At 67.7% G+C, this 21,270-nt stretch carries 15 protein-coding genes; 13 read left to right on the top strand and 2 right to left on the bottom strand.

The window, feature by feature from the left end; translation table 11 throughout:
- The first annotated feature begins 16 nt into the window (after nucleotides 1-16).
- From AC1D29_RS00310 to AC1D29_RS00270, 9 genes are all read left to right on the top strand, one after another.
- A complete protein-coding gene (locus AC1D29_RS00310; RefSeq protein ID WP_477893604.1) occupies nucleotides 17-799 on the top strand; it encodes a SapC family protein in 783 nt (260 codons plus the stop codon).
- Nucleotides 796-2,670: a GAF domain-containing protein gene (locus AC1D29_RS00305; RefSeq protein WP_477893602.1), complete on the top strand. Its 1,875-nt coding sequence runs from the start codon at nucleotides 796-798 to the stop codon at nucleotides 2,668-2,670. Before AC1D29_RS00310 ends, AC1D29_RS00305 begins: the two co-directional genes overlap by 4 nt.
- A gap of 4 nt (nucleotides 2,671-2,674) precedes the next feature.
- On the top strand, nucleotides 2,675-4,834 hold the full coding sequence (locus AC1D29_RS00300) for an HlyD family secretion protein (RefSeq protein ID WP_477893600.1): 2,160 nt from the start codon (nucleotides 2,675-2,677) through the stop codon (nucleotides 4,832-4,834).
- Nucleotides 4,827-6,854 carry a preprotein translocase subunit SecA gene (locus AC1D29_RS00295; RefSeq protein WP_477893598.1) on the top strand — a complete coding sequence of 676 codons (2,028 nt, stop codon included), beginning with the start codon at nucleotides 4,827-4,829 and terminating at the stop codon, nucleotides 6,852-6,854. Before AC1D29_RS00300 ends, AC1D29_RS00295 begins: the two co-directional genes overlap by 8 nt.
- Nucleotides 6,851-7,693 (top strand): efflux RND transporter periplasmic adaptor subunit, encoded by an 843-nt coding sequence (locus AC1D29_RS00290; protein ID WP_477893596.1) that lies wholly within the window; start codon nucleotides 6,851-6,853, stop codon nucleotides 7,691-7,693. Before AC1D29_RS00295 ends, AC1D29_RS00290 begins: the two co-directional genes overlap by 4 nt.
- A 119-nt stretch (nucleotides 7,694-7,812) precedes the next feature.
- Nucleotides 7,813-8,229 (top strand): DUF3597 domain-containing protein, encoded by a 417-nt coding sequence (locus AC1D29_RS00285; protein WP_477893594.1) that lies wholly within the window; start codon nucleotides 7,813-7,815, stop codon nucleotides 8,227-8,229.
- A 105-nt stretch (nucleotides 8,230-8,334) separates the two neighbouring features.
- Nucleotides 8,335-8,463, top strand: coding sequence for a hypothetical protein (locus AC1D29_RS00280; protein WP_477893592.1), 129 nt, complete (start codon nucleotides 8,335-8,337; stop codon nucleotides 8,461-8,463).
- 160 nt (nucleotides 8,464-8,623) lie between these two features.
- Nucleotides 8,624-11,719, top strand: coding sequence for a ligand-binding sensor domain-containing protein (locus AC1D29_RS00275; protein ID WP_477893590.1), 3,096 nt, complete (start codon nucleotides 8,624-8,626; stop codon nucleotides 11,717-11,719).
- On the top strand, nucleotides 11,716-13,527 hold the full coding sequence (locus AC1D29_RS00270) for a response regulator (protein WP_477893588.1): 1,812 nt from the start codon (nucleotides 11,716-11,718) through the stop codon (nucleotides 13,525-13,527). Before AC1D29_RS00275 ends, AC1D29_RS00270 begins: the two co-directional genes overlap by 4 nt.
- Before the next feature lie 172 nt (nucleotides 13,528-13,699).
- On the opposite strand, the gene AC1D29_RS00265 is transcribed toward AC1D29_RS00270, so the two are convergent.
- Entirely contained in the window at nucleotides 13,700-15,073 is a 1,374-nt protein-coding gene (locus AC1D29_RS00265; RefSeq protein ID WP_477893586.1) for an MFS transporter, read from the bottom strand.
- 2 nt (nucleotides 15,074-15,075) lie between these two features.
- On the bottom strand, nucleotides 15,076-16,095 hold the full coding sequence (locus AC1D29_RS00260) for a LacI family DNA-binding transcriptional regulator (protein WP_477893584.1): 1,020 nt from the start codon (nucleotides 16,093-16,095) through the stop codon (nucleotides 15,076-15,078).
- Nucleotides 16,096-16,410: 315 nt separating this feature from the next.
- Here AC1D29_RS00260 and AC1D29_RS00255 point away from each other — a divergent pair, with 315 nt between their 5' ends.
- The 4 genes from AC1D29_RS00255 to AC1D29_RS00240 are packed head-to-tail and all read left to right on the top strand — an operon-like array spanning nucleotide 16,411 to nucleotide 20,878.
- Complete coding sequence (locus AC1D29_RS00255) at nucleotides 16,411-17,556, top strand: glycoside hydrolase family 88/105 protein (RefSeq protein ID WP_477893582.1); 1,146 nt, start codon at nucleotides 16,411-16,413, stop codon at nucleotides 17,554-17,556.
- Nucleotides 17,553-18,848, top strand: coding sequence for a DUF2264 domain-containing protein (locus AC1D29_RS00250; protein ID WP_477893580.1), 1,296 nt, complete (start codon nucleotides 17,553-17,555; stop codon nucleotides 18,846-18,848). Before AC1D29_RS00255 ends, AC1D29_RS00250 begins: the two co-directional genes overlap by 4 nt.
- Nucleotides 18,848-20,050, top strand: coding sequence for a DUF4861 family protein (locus tag AC1D29_RS00245; RefSeq protein WP_477893578.1), 1,203 nt, complete (start codon nucleotides 18,848-18,850; stop codon nucleotides 20,048-20,050). The genes AC1D29_RS00250 and AC1D29_RS00245 overlap by 1 nt, the downstream gene beginning before the upstream one ends.
- A gap of 18 nt (nucleotides 20,051-20,068) precedes the next feature.
- Complete coding sequence (locus AC1D29_RS00240) at nucleotides 20,069-20,878, top strand: NAD-dependent epimerase/dehydratase family protein (RefSeq protein WP_477893576.1); 810 nt, start codon at nucleotides 20,069-20,071, stop codon at nucleotides 20,876-20,878.
- Nucleotides 20,879-21,270: the final 392 nt, after the last annotated feature.

Here is a 21,270-nt window from a genome sequence, read left to right as displayed (position 1 = left end):
CGAACGGAAAGCATGCATGCCCAAGCAATTGCTGATCTATGAGTCCGCCGTGCCCGTGTCGGCGTCCCGCCACGGCAGCGTGTCGCTGGAGCCCAGCCCGGGCTATGGCTTCTCGGCCGGCATCAATGCGGTGCCGCTGATGGCGGTGGAGTTCCCGCGCGCGGCGGTCGAGTACGCCATCGTCTTCACTGTCAACGCGGACGAGGTTGTGCCGGTGGTGGTGCTCGGCGTGCGCGGCGACCAGAACCTCTTCCTGTCGCCCGACGCCCAGTGGAAGGCCACCTACGTGCCGGCCTTCATCCGCCGCTACCCATTCGTGTTCTCGCGCAGCGCCGATGGCAAGACGCACACGCTGTGCATTGACGAGACCCACCCGGGCGTCAACCGCGAGGGCCGCGGCGAGCGCCTGTTCAGTGAAGCCGGCAAGCCCACCGCGTTCGTCGAGCGGGTGCTGCAGTTCCTGCAGGAGTACCAGAGCCAGTTCGAGCGCACGCGCCAGTTCGGCCGCCGTGTGCACGAGCTGGGTCTGCTGGAGGCCATGCAGGCGCAGGTGACCACGCCCGGCGGCGAAAAGCGGTCCTTGAACGGCTTCTACGCCGTCAACCGCGCCAAGCTGCGCGCATTGGACGCGCAGGCGCTGGCGGGCCTGGCGCGCAACGACGAACTGGAACTGCTCTACCTGCAGATGCTGTCGATGCGCAACTTCGCCGATGTGAAGGACCGCTTCATCAGCAGCCTCACCGACGAAGAGACGCCACCGGCCGTCAACGCGCCGCAGCCTGATCCGCTGCCTGCATGACCCAGAACAGCGCACCCGTCTATTCCCTGGCGGACGAGCAGCGCACGCGCAGCGAGTCCGCGGCCTGGTCCAGCTTCACCACCACCGGCGACACCGCCGAGCTGTACGCCGCCTGGCTGGTGCTGCTGGCCGCGCGCATCCCGCGCTCGCGCGCGGCGCTGTTGCTGACGCGCGAGAGTGCCGTCGGCGCCTTCGCCGTGGCCGCCGTCTGGCCCGACCCGCGCCGCGACCTGCAATACCTGTCGCCGGTGGCGCAGCAGGTGTTGCAAGCCCGGGAGGGCGTCGTCAGCGCACCCGGCGGCGGGCAACCCCCGGGCGCCGACGGCGTGGCCCACGTGGGCTACCCGATCGAGGTGGCCGGCGAGCTGTGCGGCGCCGTGGTCTTCGACCTCGGCCCGGGGCCGCTGGCCGATCTGCAGACGGCGCTGCGCGACATCCACTGGGGCGTCGCCTGGCCCATGCAGCATTTCGGCCTGCAGGCGCTGGCCGCAAGGCAGGTGGAGCTGGCGCGCGTGTCGCTGCTCAACGACGCGATGGCCACGGCCATGCAGCATGCGCAGCTGCAGCCGTCGGCGCTGTCGGTGGTCAACGAGCTGGCACAGCGGCTGCGCTGCGACCGCGTCTCGGTGGGTTTCGAGCAAGCGGGGCAGGTGACGCCGCTGGTGATGTCCAACACGGCCAGCTTCGATGCGCGCTCCGACCTGGTGCGCTGGCTGGGCGAGGCCATGGACGAGGTGCTGGACCTGGGCGTGCCGGTGCAGCTGCCGGTGCCAGCCGACGAACCGCTGGGCGCGCTGGCGCACCGCGAAACCGCCCGGCAACTGGCTGTGCAGGCCATGCTGTCGGTGCCGGTGCGCGACCAGGGCCAGACCATCGGCGTGCTGAGCTTCGAGCGCATCGCCGGCCCGGCGTTCAGCGAGGCCGAGGCCCGGCAGGCCGCGGCGCTGGGTGTGCTGCTGGGCCCTTACTGGGGCCAGCAGCGCTGGCGCGAGCGCGGCATGCTGGCGCACTGGCGCGACGCGGCGCGCAACGCCACGCGCGAGCTCAGCGGCCCGCAGCGGCCCGGGCTGAAGCTGGTCGGGCTGGTGGGTGCGGTCGCGCTGGCCGCGCTGGCGCTGTGGCAGACCGACTACCGCATCGCCGCACGCACGGTGGTGGAAGGCGCCACGCAGATCGCCGCCGTCGCGCCCTTCGACGGCTTTGTGGCCGAAGGCCTGGTGCGCGCCGGTGACACCGTGCGCAAGGGCCAGCCGCTGGCGCGCCTCGACGACCGCGACCTGCGCCTGGAGCGCAGCCGCTGGTCGGCCGAGCGCGAACAGCTGCAGCGCCGCTACCAGGTCGCGCAGTCGCAGGCCGACCGCGCGGCCATGGGCGTGCTGGCCGCGCAGGTCAACCAGGCCGACGCCCAGCTCGCGCTGGCCGAGGAGCGCCTGGCGCGCACGACGCTGGTCGCGCCCTTTGACGGCCTGGTCGTCGCGGGCGACCTGAGTCAGCAGATCGGCGCGCCGCTGCAGACCGGGCAGACCTTGTTCGAGGTCGCGCCGTTGCAGGGCTTTCGCGTGATGCTGCAGGTGGACGACCGCGACATTGCTGCGCTCGCGCTGGGCCAGCGTGGTGAGCTGCTGTTGTCGGGCCTGCCCGACAAGCCGCTGGCCATCCGCGTGCAGCGCATCACGCCGGTGTCCACGCAGCAGGACGGTCGCAACGTGTTCGCCGTGGAGGCCAGCATCGATGGCGCACCCCAGGTCAGCCTGCGCCCCGGGATGCAGGGCATCGGCAAGGTGGTGGTGGGCGAGCGCAGCCTGCTGTGGATCTGGACGCACGGGCTGCTGGACTGGGTCCGGCTGACGTTCTGGGCCTGGGCGCCCTGACGGCATGGCCAGCCCCGACGCCCCGCTCGAAAGCGGCCTCTGGTACCGCGTGGCCGACCTGCGGCCGCGGCTGGTGGCGCGGGCCCGGCTGCACCGCCACCGCTATCGCGGCGGCGTCTGGTACCTGCTGCAAGACCCGGCATCCGGCCGCGTGCACCGCTTCACGCCGGCCGCGCGCCTGGTCATCGCGGCGATGGACGGCCAGCGCAGCGTGCGCGAGCTGTGGGAGATCACCAGCTCCCGGCTCGGCGACGACGCGCCCACGCAGGACGAACTCATCCAGCTGCTGGGCCAGCTGCATGGCGCCGACCTGTTGGCCACGGACGTGCCGCCCGATGCGCTGGAGCTGTTCGACCGCAGCCAGCGCGAGGCCAGCGCGCGGCGCCGCCGCTCGTGGGTCAACCCCATGGCCATCCGCATCCCGCTGTGGGACCCGGGCCGCTGGCTGGACCGCCATGCCGGAGTCTGGCGCCGGTTGTGGAGCCGTGGCGCCGGCCTGCTGTGGCTGGCGGTGGTGCTGCCGGCCCTGCTGCTGCTGCCGTCGCAATGGGGCGAGCTGAGCGGCAACCTGTCCGACCGCGTGCTGCAGGCCGACAACCTGCTGCTGATGGCGCTGGTGTTCCCGCTGATCAAGCTGCTGCACGAGCTGGGCCACGCCACGGCGACGCGCGCCGCGGGCGGCGAGGTGCACGACATGGGTGTGATGTTGCTGGTGCTGATGCCGGTGCCCTACGTTGATGCGTCGGCAGCCAACGTGCTGCGCTCGCGCTGGCAGCGCGCGCTGATCGGCGCGGCGGGCATGGTGGTGGAGCTGTTCATCGCCGCGCTGGCCTTCTACGCCTGGCTGCTGCTGGAGCCCGGGCTGGCGCGCGCCGTCTGCTTCAACGTGGTGTTCGTGGCCGGCCTGTCCACGCTGGTCTTCAACGGCAACCCGCTGCTGCGCTACGACGCTTACTACATCCTGGCTGACCTGGCCGAGCTGCCCAACCTGGCCTCACAGTCGGCGCGCTACTGGGGCTACCTGCTGCAGCGCCACCTGCTGCGGCTGCGCGACGTGGAGTCGCCCGCGCACACGCGCGCCGAGCGGCTGTGGTTCGGCCTCTACGGCCTGGCCTCGGCGGTGTACCGGCTGTTCGTGTCACTGGCGATCGCGCTGTTCATCGGCTCGCGCTTCTTCTTCGTCGGCGTGCTGCTGGCGCTGTGGGCGGTGGCCATGATGACCGTGGTGCCTCTGTTCAAGGCTGCCAAGGCGCTGCAGGCCCAGCCCGAGGTGCGTGAGCGCCGCGGCCGCGTGCTGGCCGCCGTGGCCGGCAGCGTGGCGCTGCTGCTGCTGGCGGTGGGCGTGCTACCGCTGCCCAACCGAACGGTCGCGCAGGGCGTGGTGTGGCTGCCCGAGCAAAGCCTGGTGCGCGCCGCCGCGCCGGGGTTCTTCCGCAGCTTCGAAGCGGAGCCGGGCAGCCTGGTCGAGCCGGGCCGCGTGCTGGCGCGCTGCATCGACCCGGCGCTGGACGCCGAACTGCGCCTGCTGCGGGCGCGCGTCAATGAGCTGGAGGCCAGCTACGCGGCCGAGTTCGTCGTGGACCGCGCGCGCGCCGAGATTGTGCGCGAGCAGCTGCTGCTGGCCCAGGCCACTTGGCAGCGCGCCCAGCAGCGGGCGCAAGGCCTGCTGATGCTGGCGGCGGCGCCGGGGCGCTTCACCGTGCCGCGCGCCAGCGACATGCCGGGCCGTCACCTGCGCCAGGGCGAGGTGCTGGGCTATGTGCTGGGCGACGCGCCGCCGGTGGTGCGCGTGGTGCTGGACCAGAGCGCCGTGGATGCGGTGGCCTCGTCCACGCTGACCGTCCAGGTGCGCCGGGCCAGCGAGACCGCTCACGTGCTGCCGGGTCGCGTGCTGCGCCAGGTGCCCGCCGGGCGCGACGAGGTGCCCAGCCAGGCGCTGACGCCCTCGGGTGGCGGCAGCATCGCGGTCGACCCGCGCGACCCCAAGGGCTTGCGCACGCTGGACCGGGTGTTCCAGCTCGACGTTGGCGTCGACGCACTCACCGGCCAGGTGCTGCGCTATGGCGAACGCGTGCAGGTGCGCTTCACGCACGAGCCGGCGCCGCTGGCCGCCCAGCTCTGGCCCGTGCTGCGGCGGCTGTTCCTGCGGCATTTCGATGTCTGAAGCGCTGCTGCTGCGGCTGCGTCCGCGCGACCTCGCCAGCGGGCGGCCCTACGCCGAACGCGACGAGCGCACACCCGCCTGGCACGACGAACTGGCGTTGGGCTTGTGGCATGGCTGGGTGCGCCCGGCGCTGCAGCCCTTTGGCGGCGCTGCGGCCGGCGCGCGCCGCGTCGTGCGGCTGGCGCGCGGCCTGGAGGCCGAGATGGCCGCGCTGGACGAGCCGCAGCTGCGCCAGCGCGCCGCGCTGCTGCGCCACGCCCTGCGGCGCAGCCGTTTCGGCGTCGACGCGGTGGCCGCCTTCTTCGCGCTGGTGCGCGAGGTCGCCGGCCGCGTGCTGGGCAAGCGCCACTACGACAGCCAGTTGCACGCCGGCTGGCTGCTGCTGCACGGCAGCCTGGCCGAGATGGCCACCGGCGAGGGCAAGACCTTTGCCGCCACGCTGCCGGTGTGCGCCGCCGCGCTGGTGGGCCTGCCGGTGCATGTCGTGACCGTCAACGACTACTTGGCCGCTCGCGATGCTGAAGCCATGGCGCCGCTGTACGCCTTCTTCGGCCTGCGCTGCGGCGCCATCGTGCACGAACTGACGCGCGCGCAGCGGCGCGAGGTCTACGCCGGCGACATCGCCTACTGCAGCAACAAGGAGCTGACCTTCGACTACCTGCGCGACCGCACGGCTTTGGGCGACCGCGCCAGCCCGCTGCACCGTGCGCTGGCCGAGGGCGCGGGCATGGGCGACCCTGCCGCCAACCCGGCCACGGTGCTGCGCGGGCTGACCTTCGCGCTGGTGGACGAGGCCGACAGCGTGTTCATCGACGAGGCCCGCACCCCGCTGATCCTGTCGGCCTCGCTGCCGCCGGGCGCGCGCGGCGCGCTGGTCGACTGGGCGCTGGACTTCGCCCGCGGGCTGCAGCCGGTCCGCGACTTCGATCTGGAGCCCGCCCAGCCGCGCGTGCGCCTGAACGACACGGGCCGCGCCGCCCTCGAGGCCGCGATGGACGACGCACAAGCGCCGCCCGACACCGGCCTGCGCGCCAGCACCGAAGCGGTCACGCAGGCACTGGCCGCGCTGTGGCTCTACCGCCGTGACCAGCAGTACGTCGTGGTCGACGGCAAGGTGCAGATCGTCGACGAGTCCACCGGCCGCGTGATGGCCGACCGCGCCTGGGAGCGCGGCCTGCACCAGATGATCGAGGCCAAGGAAGGGCTGGACCTCAGCGGTGAGCGTGTGACGCTGGCGCGCATCACCTACCAGCGCTTCTTCCGCCGCTACTTGCGCCTGGCCGGCATGACCGGCACGGCCACGGAGGTGGCGGCCGAGATCGGCCGCGTGTACGGCCTGCCGGTGGCGCGCGTGCCGCTGCACCGGCCGTCGCTGGCGCAGCGCGCGCGGCCGCGCTGCCTGCCCGATGCCGACGCACGCTGGGCGGCGGTCCTGGCCAGCGTGCAGGCGCACGCGCAGCAGCAGGGCCGGCCGGTGCTGGTGGGCACGCGCACGGTGCAGGCGTCGGAGCACTTGTCTGCCTTGCTCGAAGCCGCCGGCATTGCCCACGTGGTGCTCAACGCCAAGCACGACCGCGCAGAGGCCGAGGTCATCGCCCGCGCCGGCGGCGCCGGCGTCGTCACGGTGGCCACCAACATGGCGGGACGCGGCACCGACATCATGCTGGGCGAGGGCGTCAGTGCGCGCGGCGGGCTGCACGTGATCCTGACCGAGTTCCACGACTCGGCGCGCATCGACCGGCAGCTGTTCGGCCGCGCCGCCCGCCAGGGCGACCCGGGCAGCGGCGAGGCCATCGTGGCGCTGGACGATGAGCTGTTCCGCGTGCACGCGCCGCTGCTCAGCGCGCTGGTTCGGCGCGTGCACGGCGCGGGCGTGGCACCGCATGCCACACTGCTGTGGCTGCTGCGCCGGGTGGCGCAGTCGTCGGCCGAGGCGCGCCACCGGGCAGCGCGCGCGGCCAGTCTCAAACAAGACCGCCGTCTGGCGGCGATGCTGTCGTTTTCAGGGAGAGGCGAATGAGCGTGCGCCCAGTGTTGGCGGTTTTGCTGGTGGTGGCGGCGCAAGCGGCCGGAGCCGGCGAGGAGGCCGGCTTCGAATGCCTGCTGGAGCCCTGGCAGGTCATCGAGATCCGCACGCCGGTGGACGGCATCATCGGCGCCATTCATGTCAACCGCGGCGACATCATCCGCCGCGGGCAGCCGCTGGTGGAACTGCAGTCGCAAAGCGAGAAGGCCGCCGTCGAGCTGGCCCGTTTGCGCAGCAAGCTGGAGGGGCCTCTGGCCACCGCCCGCAACCGCATCGACTACGCCACCAAGCGCCAGGCGCGCCAGGCCGACCTGGAGAAAGAGAAGTTCATCTCCGTGCAGGCCCGCGACGAGGCCGACGCCGAGAAGCGCCTGGCCGAGGCCGAGCTGCAGACTGCGCTGGAGAGCCGCGAGCTGGCCAAGGTGGAGCTGCAGCGCGCGCAGGAGCAGCTGGCGCTGCGCACAGTCAGCGCGCCGTTCACGGGCGTGGTGGTGGACCGCATGCTCAACGTGGGCGAGCTGGCCGAGGCCGGCAGCGGCCGCAAGCCGGTGCTGAAGGTGGCCCAGATCGACCCGATTCGCGCCGACGTGGCCTTGCCCGCCGCACTGTTCGGCCAGGTCCGCGTCGGCACCAAGGCGAGCGTGCGTGCCCAGGTGGGGGGCGCCCGTTTCAATGCCGTGGTGCGCAGCGTCGACCGCGTGATCGACGCCGCGAGCAGCACCTTCGTCGTGCGGCTGGAGGTGCCCAACCCGGGCGACAAGGTGCCCGGCGGCTCACGCTGCGCGGCCAGTATCGATGGGCTGGCTGCAACCGCCAGACCGCCTCGCCTCTAGATCTTGTCGAGAAGCGCTGGTTGCCTTCGCCACGCTCGCGCACGATTCAGTCGTTTGCCTACACGTTGGATCGTGTCTCTCTTCTATGGTCTCGCTTCYACCCACTGCAAGGAAACGACATGAGCTTCTTCTCCAAGATCCTCGAAAAACTCGGGATCGGAAATCACCCGGACGGTGCGCCATCCGCGGTGCCAGCCCCCGCAGGYGCGCCGGCGCCGSCCGCGGCTGCTGCGGCAGCGCCGCAACCGGTCGACAGCGGCGCGGCACCTATCGCGATCGTCGACGTCGAGGCRCAACTGGAAAAACGAGCCGCGAGCAACAGCCAGAAGCTCAACTGGCGCACGTCCATCGTGGACCTGTTGAAGCTGCTGGAGCTCGATTCCAGCCTGGAGTCGCGCAAGGAACTGGCTGTCGAATTGCATTGCCCTCCTGAACTGATGCAGGACTCGGCAAAAATGAATGTCTGGCTGCACAAGATGGTGCTCGCGAAGATCGCCGTCAACGGTGGCACGCTACCCAAGTCGCTGCTTGATTGAAGTCAACGCGGCCGTGAATCTCTGGTTCCCGGCCGCGACGCGCCAGTTGGCGGATGCTGCGCGCATTGCGGTCCATGAACCGAAAGTCCGGGATGACCGTCCTGAATGGCAGGCCCCGAAACCCTGCTCGATGTTCTGCACCTGAACGTCGGTTTCGACGCCAAGTACCTGGCAGCCTTGAGTCTGCACATCGGCGCAGCATTCGGCGACGGCAGCTCATCACGGAAAGCGTAGAGAAGGCGAGCGCGGGCAGCAGCCAGGCCCGCGAGCCTTAAGGTGTAGTCTGGGGCCAGGGTGACCGCGGTGAAAGTGCTGAAGCTGAGCTGATCGCAGACGGCGTACCTGACAAGGCAGCACACGCCGGCACCGCCGTTCAAACGGCAAAGGAATTCGCGTGAGTCAACGGGAAGGCCAGCGTCAAGGACGCCTCGCGGGCGCGCGGGGGCTGCTCCTTGCTTCGGCACTGTTCGCGTCGCCACCCCTTGCCGTCGCGCTCGATCCTCCCCTGCACATTTCCCAGTATGCGCACACCTCGTGGACGGCCCGGGACGGCGCGTTGCTGGGCCTCGTCTTCGCGATGGCACAAACGCCGGACGGCTATCTCTGGGTTGCCGGGTCATTTGGCCTGTTTCGCTTCGATGGCCTTCGGTTCGTGCCCTGGCAACCGCCCAAGGGCCAATCGCTGCCCAGCAATCCCTATGCGTTGCTGGTGTCGCGTGACGGCACGCTCTGGATCGGAACCTTCAATGGCCTGGCCAGCTGGAATGGCGTCGAGCTGACGCGCTATCCGCAGATCGCCAGCGGCTTCGTGACCTCGTTGCTCGAGGACCGGGATGGAACGATCTGGGCCGGGCTGCTGGGTGAACAGGGGCGGCTGTGCGCCATTCGGGCGGGCGGGGCCCAGTGTTCCACGCCGGAAGGCGGCTTCGGCCAGTTCGTCTGGAGCCTGGCCGAGGACGGAGCGGGGGTGCTGTGGGTGGGGGCGGATTCGGGCCTCTGGCGATGGAAGCCGGGCGCGCCGCAGCGATTCGAGGCGCCCGGCATGCGTGTGGGCGACCTGAGCACGACTGCCGACGGACAGCTGTTGGTCGGCATCCGTGGCGCGGGCGTCCGGCGGGTTGACGGCGACAAGCTGGTGCCTTATCCGATGCGCAGCGCTGCCAGGCCCGATGCCGTGCTCTCTGACCGCGAGATCAAGGCCAACAAGCTGCTGCGGGATCGCGTCGGCGCCGTCTGGATCGGCAGCGAAGGCCTCGGCATCCTCCATTGGCAAGACGGCAAGGTGGACGGTTTCTCCCGGGCAGATGGCCTCTCGGGCAATATCGCCTGCAGCCTTTTCGAGGATCGCGAAGGCAACCTCTGGTTCGGTAGCGAAAAGGGCGTGGACCGCTTCCGAAAGCTGCCGGTCACCACCATCTCGACGCAGCAAGGGCTGCCCAATGTCGGAACGAAGTCCGTGCTGGCCACCACGGACGGCAGCGTCTGGGTGGCAACGAGCGATGGACTGGCCCGTTGGAAGGGTGCGACGCCGACCGTCTATCGCGAGCGCGACGGGTTGCCGGATGCGAGCGTGCAGTCGCTGTACGAGGACGCCGGCGGGCGACTCTGGGTGAGCACGGCTCGCGGCCTCGCCTACCTGGCGGCCGATCGATTTGTCGCTGTTGGCGGCGTGACCAGCAAGGAGATCTACTCCATCACGGGTGACGTGGCGGGGGACCTCTGGCTGTCTGGCAATGACGGCCTTGCACGGCTGCACAAGGGCCAGTTCGCCGAGACCATCCCGTGGTCGGCGCTGGGCCGCTGGCAGCAGGCCAAGGTCATCGTTGCGGACCGCGGCGGCTTGTGGCTGTCCTTCTGGCAGGACGGCGGCGTGCTTTATCTCAAGGACGGCAAGGTGCAGGCCACCTATACCTCCGCGCAAGGGCTCGGTGCCGGACACGTCGGCGGCCTTCGGCTCGATGCCGATGGTGCTGTGTGGGCGGCCACGGAAGACGGCGGCCTCAGCCGGATCCACGAGGGCCGCGTGACCACGCTGACCGTCAGCAACGGGCTGCCCTGCAACACGGTCCACTGGTCGATGGTGGACGACGGCGGGTCGGTATGGCTGTACACGTCATGCGGACTCGTGCGGGTCTTGCGGGATGATCTCGCCGCCTGGATCGCCGATCCCAGCCACAAGATCGTGCCGAAGCTCTGGGGCGCGTCGGACGGCGTCCCGCTGCTGGCCATATCGCCCGCCTACTTCAACCCGCCTGCGGCAAAAGGCCCGGATGGCAAGCTCTGGTTCGTGTCGGGCGCCGACGTGCATGTCATCGATCCGGATCACATGCCGTTCAATCCGCTGCCGCCGCCGGTCCACATCGAGACGCTGATCGCCGACCAGCAACCCTATGCCGTCGCGAATGGACTTCGCCTGCCGCCGCTGGTCCGCGACATGACGATCGCGTTCACCGCGCTGAGTCTGGTCGATCCGAAGAGCACGCGCTTCCGGTACCGGCTCGAGGGGCACGACAACGGCTGGCAGGATGCCGTCGACAGGCGCCAGGCCAGCTATACGAATCTGCCGCCAGGAAACTACCGCTTTCACGTGAAGGCGGCCAACAACAGCGGTGTGTGGAATGAGGAGGGCGCACAGCTCCAGTTCTCGATCCCGCCCGCCTTCCATCAGACGACCTGGTTTCGTCTGGCCGTCGCGATCCTGCTGCTCGGCCTGGCCTGGAGCAGCTTCCAGCTTTGGCTGCACATGCGCATCCGGCGTTTGCATCGCCAGTTCGATGCGACGCTGGAGGCTCGCGTGGCCGAACGAACACGCATCGCGCGTGAGCTGCACGACACGCTGCTGCAGCATTTCCACGGGTTGCTGCTGCAGTTCCAGGCCGCGTTCAACCTCCTGCCCGATCGCCCGGTCGAATCGAAGCGGGTTCTCTCGAGTGCCATCGACCGGGCGGCCGAGGCGATCACCGAGGGGCGCGACACCGTGCAGGGTCTGCGGGCCTCGGCCGTGGAGTCGAACAACCTCGCCGACGCCTTGCGGGCGCTCGCCGAGGACCTCAGGAACGAGGACGGCCATGCGGTGCCGGCCCGTGTCGAAGTGCAGGGCGCGCCGCGGGCCTTGCTTCCCCTCGTGCGCGACGAGACCTTCCGCATCGCTGGCGAGGCGCTGCGCAACGCGGTCCACCACGCCAATGCCACACAGGTGCAGGTCGAGATCGGCTATGACGCCCGACATCTGCGCGTGTGCGTGCGCGACGACGGCCGGGGGATTGATCCGGAGGTGCTGCGCCAGGGCGGGAAGGAGGGGCACTTCGGCTTGAGCGGCATGCGGGAGCGCGCCGAGCTTGTCGGAGGCGAGCTCATCGTCCGAAGCGTCCCCGACAAGGGAACGGAAGTGGAAGTCCGTGTCCCCCGGGCGCGGGCGTACAGTAGGCCGGTACTGGCCCGATCGTGGCTTTTCCACAAGAAGTCCGTGCCCAGCGAGGTCGGCGAATGACCGAAGATCTGACTCGCATCAAGGTGCTCTGCGTTGACGATCACCCGATCGTGCGGCAGGGCATTGAGACGCTGTTGTCCGTCGAGCCGGACATGGCCCTCGTCGCGCAGGCATCGAACGGGCTCGAAGCGATCCAGCAGTTCCGCGTGCACAGACCCGACGTCACGTTGATGGACCTGCAGATGCCCGGGATGAGCGGGTTCGACGTGATTGGCGCCATCCGGGCGGAGTTTCCAGAAGCGCGGATCATTGTTCTGACCACCTATGCCGGTGACACCCAGGCACAGCGCGCGTTGCAGGCGGGCGCCTGCGGCTACCTCCTGAAGAACGCGCTGCACAAGGAACTGCTGGACGCCATCCGTGCGGTTCACGCCGGCCGCCATGCGCTTCCTTCGCAAGGGTCATTTGAGCTGGCCGGGCAGGTGGCCGACGAGGCCCTCACACCCGCGGAGGTCGGCGTCTTGAGATTCATTGCACAGGGCAACGCCTATCCCGAGATCGCCAGGGCCCTCGGCCTCAGCGAAGAGACCGTCGAAGAGCAGGTGAGAAACATCCTGGCGAAGCTGGACACCCAGGATCGCACGCTCGCGGCGACGAGCGAACTCGAGCGTGGCATGGTCCAGACCGAGCGCGCCGCCCGGCACGCGGCGGAGGCGGCCAACCGCGCGAAAAGCGAGTTCCTCGCCGGCATGAGCCACGAACTGCGCACGCCACTCAATGCCGTCCTCGGCTACGCGCAACTGCTGACCATGGAGGGGGGCTTGAGTGCGCGACAGGCACGTGGCCTGGACACGATTCATCAGAGTGGCCAGCACCTGCTGGCCTTGATCAACGACATCCTCGACCTCGCGCGCATCGAGGCCGGTCGCGCTGAGCTGAACCCCGCGCCGGTGAATCCGGTCGGTCTTCTGCAAGCGGTGGTGAACCTCATGCGGGTGAAGGCCGACGAGAAGCGACTGAGCTTCGTGTTCGACGCCGGGACGGACTTGCCCGAGGCCGTGTTCACCGACGAGCGCCGGCTGCGCCAGGTGCTGCTGAACCTGCTGGGCAATGCGATCAAGTTCACCGACCGCGGTACTGTCACCTTGCGCGCCACTGCCGAGCCGCGGGACGCGGCGCAGGTGCTGCTGCGGCTGGATGTGGAGGACACCGGCGTCGGCATGCGTCCCGACGACATGGAACGTATCTTCAAGCCGTTCGAGCAGGTGGGTGACGTGCAACGCCGCAGCGGCGGCACCGGGCTGGGCCTCGCGATCACCCGTGCGCTGGTGAACGACATGGACGGCCAGGTGCAGGTGAGCAGCGAGTTCGGCACTGGTACCCGGTTCCGCGTGGAGCTGCCGTTGCCGGTGGTGCAGGCGGCGCAGGCCGCTCCTCAACGGGCGCCCGGCACCGTGCGATACCAGGGGCCGAGGCGGCGGGTGCTTGTCGTCGACGATGTGGCGGCGAACCGCACGCTGATGTGCGACTTCCTCACCAATGCGGGCTTCGATGTGGCGCTGGCCAGCGATGGCAGCGAACTGCTGGCGGCCGCGAAAAGTTTTCAGCCTGACCTGATCCTGATGGACAGCGTGATGCCGTCGGTGGGCGGCGTGGAGGCGACGCTGCGGCTGCGGCGGGATGCAGACCTGGCCGCGGTGCCCGTGATTGCGGTTTCGGCTTCGGTCACTGCGGAGCACCGTGCCGCCTGCATGCGAGCTGGCGTCAACGTGTTCCTGACCAAGCCGGTGTCTTTGCAGGCGCTGCAGACGCATATCGGCGAGCAGCTCGGCTTGCAGTGGATCGAGCCGGCTGCAGGCGCCGAGTGAACCAGGCTTGAGTAGCGCTGAGCTTGCGGGCGAGCGCTGTGCTCGACAACCAACCAGGTAGGCCAGAGATGGCGGCAACCAAGCCGTTCGCCCACTGCCGTTGGCCAGATGCGGCCGCGAGATCAGCGCTCGCTGGCCTTCGCCTGTTGCATCAGCAGGTCGAGCTTGGCCTTCATCCGGTTTTGCGGCGTGCCGGTCTCGGCCCGGTACTCGAGAGTGGGGCGACATGCATGGCAAGACGCCTGGATTGCAGGCGCAAGAGGCACAGCACGCACAGCAGAGAGAACACCGCTCCTGCGAGCAAGGTGTACCGATAGTCGTGCTCGGAGAGGTCGAGCATCGGCCCTTGGATGCTGCTGACGAGAATGGTGCCGAAGATGACCATCAGGTCCTTGGTCGAGTTGAACTGCACGAAGCTGGAGCGAGGAAACAGCGCCATTGGCATTGACGCGGCGGCCGTGAACCAGGCGCCGGAGATCACCACGTGGGCGAAATAGAAAGCACGGAAGCTGGCGGCGTCCGACACCGCCGCGAAGCCGGCCGCAGAGACGGCGCAGTACACCGTCATGATGACCGCCGAGACCCGCAGCGCACCGAAGCGATCAGCCATGGACCCGATGGCAAAAGCCGACACGATGGACACCGCGTAGCCTGCCGCCGTCAGCGCGCCGAGCGTGGCCTTCTGGATGCCGGCCGCGTGCGCATAGTGCAGATAGAAGGTGTTGAAGGGGCTGAAGGTGACGCTGGCCAGCACGAAGGCGGCGACAGCCCACCCATAGCGGCGATGGCGGAAGCAGGCCAGCACGTGATCGAGGGGAAATCTCAGCCGGCTGCCGGTGCTGTCCGCGGGGGCGGTGTCTGGCGGCAACGGCGTCTCCTTCAGCATCAACGCCATCGCGAGGATGGGCAGGCAGAACAAGAGGCCGACGCCGATCAGCACCTCGCGCAGATAGTGGTCCGTGAGTGCGAAGATCCAGTTGTGATACGCGATGCCGATCGTCAGGCTGGCGATTCGGAACACCGCAAAGAAGCGGCCGAGCAGGCCCGCGGGCACAAGGTCATTGACGAGGCCGTTGAACAGCGAGAACGCGCTGATGGCGGCGCAGTCGAATGCGGCCCAGAACAGGCTGAAGAGCGCGAGCCGACAATTGTGCAAGCCGGGCGACCAATCACCCAGTGCGGCATCGAGCGAGCCCGCCAGCGCGGGTGACGCTGCCAGGCCCACCATGGCCAGAAGACCTGTCGGCGCCGCAATCATCAGGAAGGGCTTGCGCCTGCCCAGGCGGCTGCGACAACGGTCCGAGTGATAGCCGGCCAGAGGCACCAACAGCAAGCTCAATGCGGCAGGCACGGTGGACAGCAGCAGCGAGATCGTCGTGTCGGACGCCGCATGCCGGCGCAGCAGCTCAAGCGCGCTCGGCACTGCCGCGCGCTCGCGCATCGAGACGCCGACATCACCGCACAGCAACCAGAGCAGCAAGACGGCCAGCCCTGCGAGGCCAGCCGACACAACGCCCCGGGCACCCGCAATGCGCGCGTGGTTCATCGTCAGTCGCGCTGCGTGACGGGACCGGTCGATTTGCGAACGATGAGTTCGAGGGGCAGGGCGATCTTCTTCGCCTCCTGGCTTTGACCCTCGATGAGCGCCAGCAGTTCCCGCACGGCGCACGCACTGAGCTCCGCCAGCGGCTGGCGCATGGTGGTCAGCGGGGGATGGATATGGCTGGAGATGGCGATGTCGTCGAAGCCGACGACCGAGATGTCGCCCGGTACACGCAAGCCCTTGCTGTGGATGGCATCGATGGCGCCGAATGCCATCTCATCGTTCGCGGCAAAGATGGCCGTCGGCGGATCGGGCAGGGACAGCAGTTGCAGGGTGGCCGAGTGGCCGCCGGTTTGCACGAAGCGACCGCTGACGATCAATGCCGGATCGGCGGCGATCCCCGCGGCGTTCAGCGCTTCGACATAGGCGGCCTGGCGCTCGGCGCTTTGGCCGGTGTGATGGGAGCCGGCGATGAAGGCGATGCGCCGATGGCCCAGTGAAAGCAGATGCTCGACGGCCGTGCAGGCGCCCTGGCGGTTTTCGACAACGACGACCGGCAGCTTCGTGCTGCGCGCCTCGAAATTGACGAAAACGCAGGGCAGTTGGCGCTGCTCCAACTCGCCAAGATAGCCGTCCTCGACGTTCGGCATGGGCAATATCAGGCCCGCGCAGAGGTTGGCCAGCATGTCGCGCGTGCCGGCGCGATCCGGGACGTCGAAGCGCTCGGCATTGAACAGCACGATGTCGTAGCCACAGGCGCGGGCTTCGTTGCTGATTTCTTTGGTGATCTCGTGAAGCGCGAGTGAGCCGAAGTTGTTGACGAAGATGCCGATCAGCCTGCTCTTTGCACCGCGCATGTGTCTCGCCACCATGTCAGGCGCGTAGTTCAGCTGTGCGGCGGCCTCCATGATCCGTGCCCGCGCGTCTTCGGAAACGTAGCCCTTGCCGCGAATCGCGCGCGATGCCGTGATAGGGGCGACGCCTGCCAGTTTCGCTACTTCGCTGAGCCTGCTCGGTTTGCGCATAGATCGCCGTGGAAATTGAATACCTGAATGTGGTCACGATACCACATTCTGTGGTGGCAAAGACTGGCCGCCCCGTATAAACCCGCATCCATTCCAGTCTGGCGGGATGAAAGAAGAAACATCTTTGCTCGCTCGCTTCAGTATGCTAACGTGACCATATTCGCTTTTAATGTTGAGGCATACCGCATCATCAGGTGTGTGCCGGCGCGATGGGACAACGCGGAGGGTGATTCGACCTTCGCTGGGCATCCCAGGCACGCAAGGCGACCGACGCGCCCCTGCCAGCATGAAATCCGCCTCGCTCAGAACTCCGCAATGATCAGACTGAAGAATCACGTGACTGGCCTGTTGTTCGCGCTGAGCCTGGTGCTCGGCGGATGCGCGAATGCGCCTGCAAAAAGTGGGGCCGGCAGCCGCAGCGACGTGATTGCCGCGATCGACAAGGTCAACGCCTATTGGCAAGCCCGCACGCCGGCACAGGAGACTCCGTTCTGGAACGTCGCGGCCTATCACACCGGCAACATCGAGGCTTACCGGGTGACGGGCAAGGAGAGCTATCGGCGCTACTCGGAGGCCTGGGCGGAGCACAACCAATGGGCGGGCGCGAAGTCGCAGGACAAGGCCAACTGGAAATACAGCTACGGCGAAACTGACGACCATGTGCTGTTCGGTGACTGGCAGATCTGCTTTCAGGTCTATGCCGATCTCTACCAGCTCGACAAGGACCCGCGCAAGATCGCCCGGGCCCGTGAGGTGATGGAATATCAGATGAGTACCGCCAATATTGATTATTGGTGGTGGGTGGATGGGCTTTATATGGTGATGCCCGTCATGACAAAACTCCACAAGATCACCGGCAATCGGCAATATCTCGACAAGCTGTACGAGTATTACAGCCACGCTGGCAGCATCATGTATGACCCGGCAGAGCGCCTCTACTACCGCGATGCCAAATACGTGTATCCGAAGCACAAGAGCGTCAACGGCAAGAAGGACTTCTGGGCGCGCGGTGACGGCTGGGTGTTCGCCGCGCTCGCGAGGGTGCTGTCGGAGTTGCCTCAGGACGACCCTCATCGCCATGAGTACGTCGAACGATTTCAGGCCATGGCTGCGGCGCTTGTGCCGCTGCAGCAGCCCGAGGGCTACTGGACGCGCAGCCTCATGGACCCGGCCCACGCACCTGGGCCCGAGACCAGTGGCACCGCGTTTTTTACCTATGGCCTGCTCTGGGGTATCAACAACGGATTGCTGCCGCGCGATCGATACCTGCCGGCCGCGCAGCGCGGCTGGCATTACCTGACCGCGTTTGCCATGCAGCCTGACGGCAAGCTGGGCTATGTGCAACCCATCGGTGACCGCGCCATTCCGGGCCAGGTGGTTGACCAGAATTCGACGTCGCACTTTGGCGTCGGCGCTTTCCTCCTCGCCGGGGCGGAAATGGCCCGCCTGCTCGACAAATGACGCTGCCGCCAGGAGACGCTATGGAACGTCGCAATTTCATGCGCACAGCGGCCTTTGGGTCAGCGCTTCCGGTCCTGCCAGCGCTGCTGGGCGCGAGCCCTGCGGGTGCCGCGGTGTCCGCCGGGGTGCCCGGTCAGGAGCGTGCCTACATGCTGGATCTGCTCCGGCAAATGGCCGAGCCGGTGCTGGATCCCATGTCCAAGGGCGAGCTGAAGAAGAAGTTCGTGCTGGAACTCAGCCCCACCTGGGATGGCCGAGACCCGTCCGTCGCTTACCTCGAATGTTTTGGTCGCCTGATGTCGGGCATCGCGCCCTGGCTCGCGCTGCCGGCCGATGCCGCGCCCGAAGGCCGGCTGCGCCAGCGCCTGCAGCAGCAGGCACTGCAAAGCTATGCCAACGCGGTCGACCCAAAGAGCCCCGACTATCTGGCCTGGAAAGGCCACGGTCAGGCGCTGGTCGATTCGGCCTACTTCACCAATGCGTTGATGCGAGCCCCCAAGGTGCTGTGGGAGCCGCTCGACGCCACCACCAAGGGCCGCATCGTTGCCGAGATCAAGGCCCTGCGCCGCATCGAGGTGCCCTACATCAACTGGCTGCTGTTCGCGGCGATGAACGAGGCCTGGCTGCTGTCCATCGGCGAAGAGTCCGACCCGATGCGCATGAATGGCGCGATCCGCAAGATCAACGAGTGGTATGTCGGCGACGGGTGGATCAAGGACGGGCAGGACTTTCACTTCGACTACTACTGCTCCTACGTCATGTACCCCATGCTCCTCGAGATCCTCGAGGTGCTGGCGGCCAGGAAGGCGCCGTTCTGGAACGCCAAGCCGGAAGACCTGCTGGCGCAAGCCACCAAGCGCGCGCAGCGCTACTGCGAACACCTGGAGCGTTTCGTGGGGCCGGAAGGCAGCTATCCGCCCATCGGGCGCTCGCTGACCTACCGCACCGCGGTATTCCAGCCGCTGGCCTTGCTGGCCTGGCGCAAACAGCTTCCGGCCTCGCTGCCCGAGGGGCAGGTTCGATCGGCCCTGCATGCGGCCCACGTTGCCATCTGGGGCGGCCCCGGCAACTTCAGCCGGGAGGGTTTCCTCACCATCGGCTTTCGTGGTCACCAGCCCGAGCTGGGGGACTGGTACTCCAACAACGGCAGCATGTACATCGCTGCCGCCGGTTTGCTGGCCTTGGGCCTGCCGGCCACTGACTCGTACTGGACCGCGCCGGCGCAGGACTGGACGCAAAAGAAGGCGTTCGGTGGCAGCAGGTTTCCCAAAGACTACGCAGTGAACTACTGATGTGGCATGCAATCTTCGCCGCAGGGCTGGCCTTGGCGGCGTTCGGTGCCGAGGCAGCCGAGCGCATGGTCATCACCGTCCGGCATGAGCTGAAAGCGCCGCGCCCGGCCGAGACGATCACCATCCCGTGGGCGGAGGTCGCCCGGCGCCTGCCCGGGGCGCTGATGCTGCAGCTGGCCGTGCGTGATGCCAGCGGCCGCCTGTTGCCCTACCAGGTCACCAACGTGGCGCCGCTGGCGCGGGATCCCAAGGGCGCAGGCATTGCCTATGGCGAGCTGATCTTCCAGCACGACTTCGCGGCGGATGAGCAGAACGCCCGATTCACCGTCGAGAGGAGCGCCACGGTGGCGCCGCCGTTCCCGGTCAAGGCATTTGCCCGTTATGTTCCCGAGCGCCTGGATGACTTCGCATGGGAAAACGACAAGATCGGGCACCGCACCTATGGGCCGGCGCTGGCCGAACCGGCGCCGCCGGGAAGCGACAAGGAAGTGCTGGTGACGAGCGGTTTGGACATCTGGTTCAAGCGCCCGTCCTATCTCATCGTCGACCGTTGGTACAACAAGGGGCACGACCACTATCACCGGGAAGAGGGTGAAGGCCTGGACATGTACGCCGTCGGCCGCACGCGTGGCGCGGGCGGCGCCGGCATCTGGCATGACGGCCGCCTCTTCACCAGCCGCAACTACTCGACCTGGCGCGTGCTGGCGAACGGCCCTGTCCGGGCTGTCTTCGAGTTGGATTACGCGGCGTGGGATGTGCAGGGCGTGCCGGTCACGGAAACCAAGCGCTTCACGGTCGACGCGGGCCACTATTTCGACACGGTCGAAAGCACCTTCAGCACCCCCAGCCAGCAAGAGCTGACCGTCGCGCTGGGCTTGAACAAGAAGCCGGCGTACGCCGAGCAGATGCCCGAGGTCGCCGCCTACCGCGCGCCGGACACGCTGATGCAGTGGGTACGCCAGCGCAGCGCGGGGGACTTTGGCACCGCCATCGTGCTGCCGGGTGCGCAGGGGTATGCGGCAGATGCCGACAACGAGCTGATCCTCGTCAAGGCCAGGACCGGGCAGTCGCTGCGCTACTACCTTGGCGCCGCGGCCAGCTGGTCTGGCGAATTCCCCGCGGCGCCAGCATGGCAGGCCTATGTGGAGGCCTATCGCAAGCGCATGACCTCGCCCATCCGCGTTGAAGTCGGCGTGGAGTAACGACAACCAACCCTCACCATGTCCAAGCCTTTCAAGCGCATCCTGATGACTGGCGCTGCCGGCGGCCTCGGTGGCCGCCTGCGTGACCGCCTGCAAGAGTTCGCCGAGATCGTGCGCCTGAGCGACGTCGCCGATCTGGGGCCGGCGCGACCGGGCGAGGAGGTGGTGCGCTGCGATCTCGCCGATCGGGATCGGGTGCTGCAGATGTGCCAGGGCGTCGACGCCGTGCTGCACTTCGGCGGGGTGTCCACCGAGACCGAGTTCGAGCCGATCATGGCTGCAAACATCGTCGGCGTGGTCAATCTGTACGAGGCTGTCCACAAGCTGGGCATCCGACGCGTGGTGTTTGCGAGCTCCAACCACACGATGGGCATGTACCGAACGACGGAGACGGTCGACGCCTCGATGCCCACGAGGTCCGATGGCTACTACGGCGTCTCCAAGGTGTTCGGAGAATCACTGTCGCGGCTTTATTGGGACCGCTTTGGCATCGAGACGGTGTGCATCCGCATCGGCTATTGCTTCCCCGAGGCCACGACGCACCGGCAACTGGCAACCTGGCTGGGACTGGACGACCTTGTCCAGCTGTTGCGTCGTTCGCTGCTGACGCCCCGGGTGGGCCACACCATCACCTTCGGCATCTCGGACAACCCGGGCCGATGGTGGGATGACCGGCACTCGCGCTTTCTGCGCTACCAACCGACCCAGAGCTCGCGCCAGTTTGCGGATCGAGTCGCCGATGCGGTGGACTGGTCGGACCCCGACGACCCGGCGCTTGTGTATCAGGGCGGGGTGTTCCTCGATAGCCCGCTCAAATACAAGGACTGAATGTGCTGCAGTCGAGTTTGGCTGATACGCAGGCCGCGTCCCACGTGATTTTGTATATCTCAGCACCATTTATTGATAGCTTCTCGACGATCCGTGGCAGTAAGCTGGTTCAAATGCATGGCCATCGAGACCGATGTCCGCTGCGTCGGGGGCCGCTTGCGGATGTCGCGACAAAGCAACTTTCAAGCAAATGAGACAACGTTACCATATCTGCGAAGCGGCTCGATCTTGAGCATCCCGGGCACGGTGATGAACTCCTGCGACTCCCAAGCTGTTAGCCGCTCAGATCGCCTGCTTGGCAGTGATGTGCGCGGCGCCCATTTTTTTAATTTAGCATGGTAACGTTGACATAATAAAATTAATGGCCCAATCTGACATGTAAATTAAACTGA

The organism is Roseateles sp. P1_C6, assembly GCF_056406315.1.
Note: the sequence above shows the minus strand (reverse complement) of the source record. Positions and strands in the feature narration are given on the sequence as shown.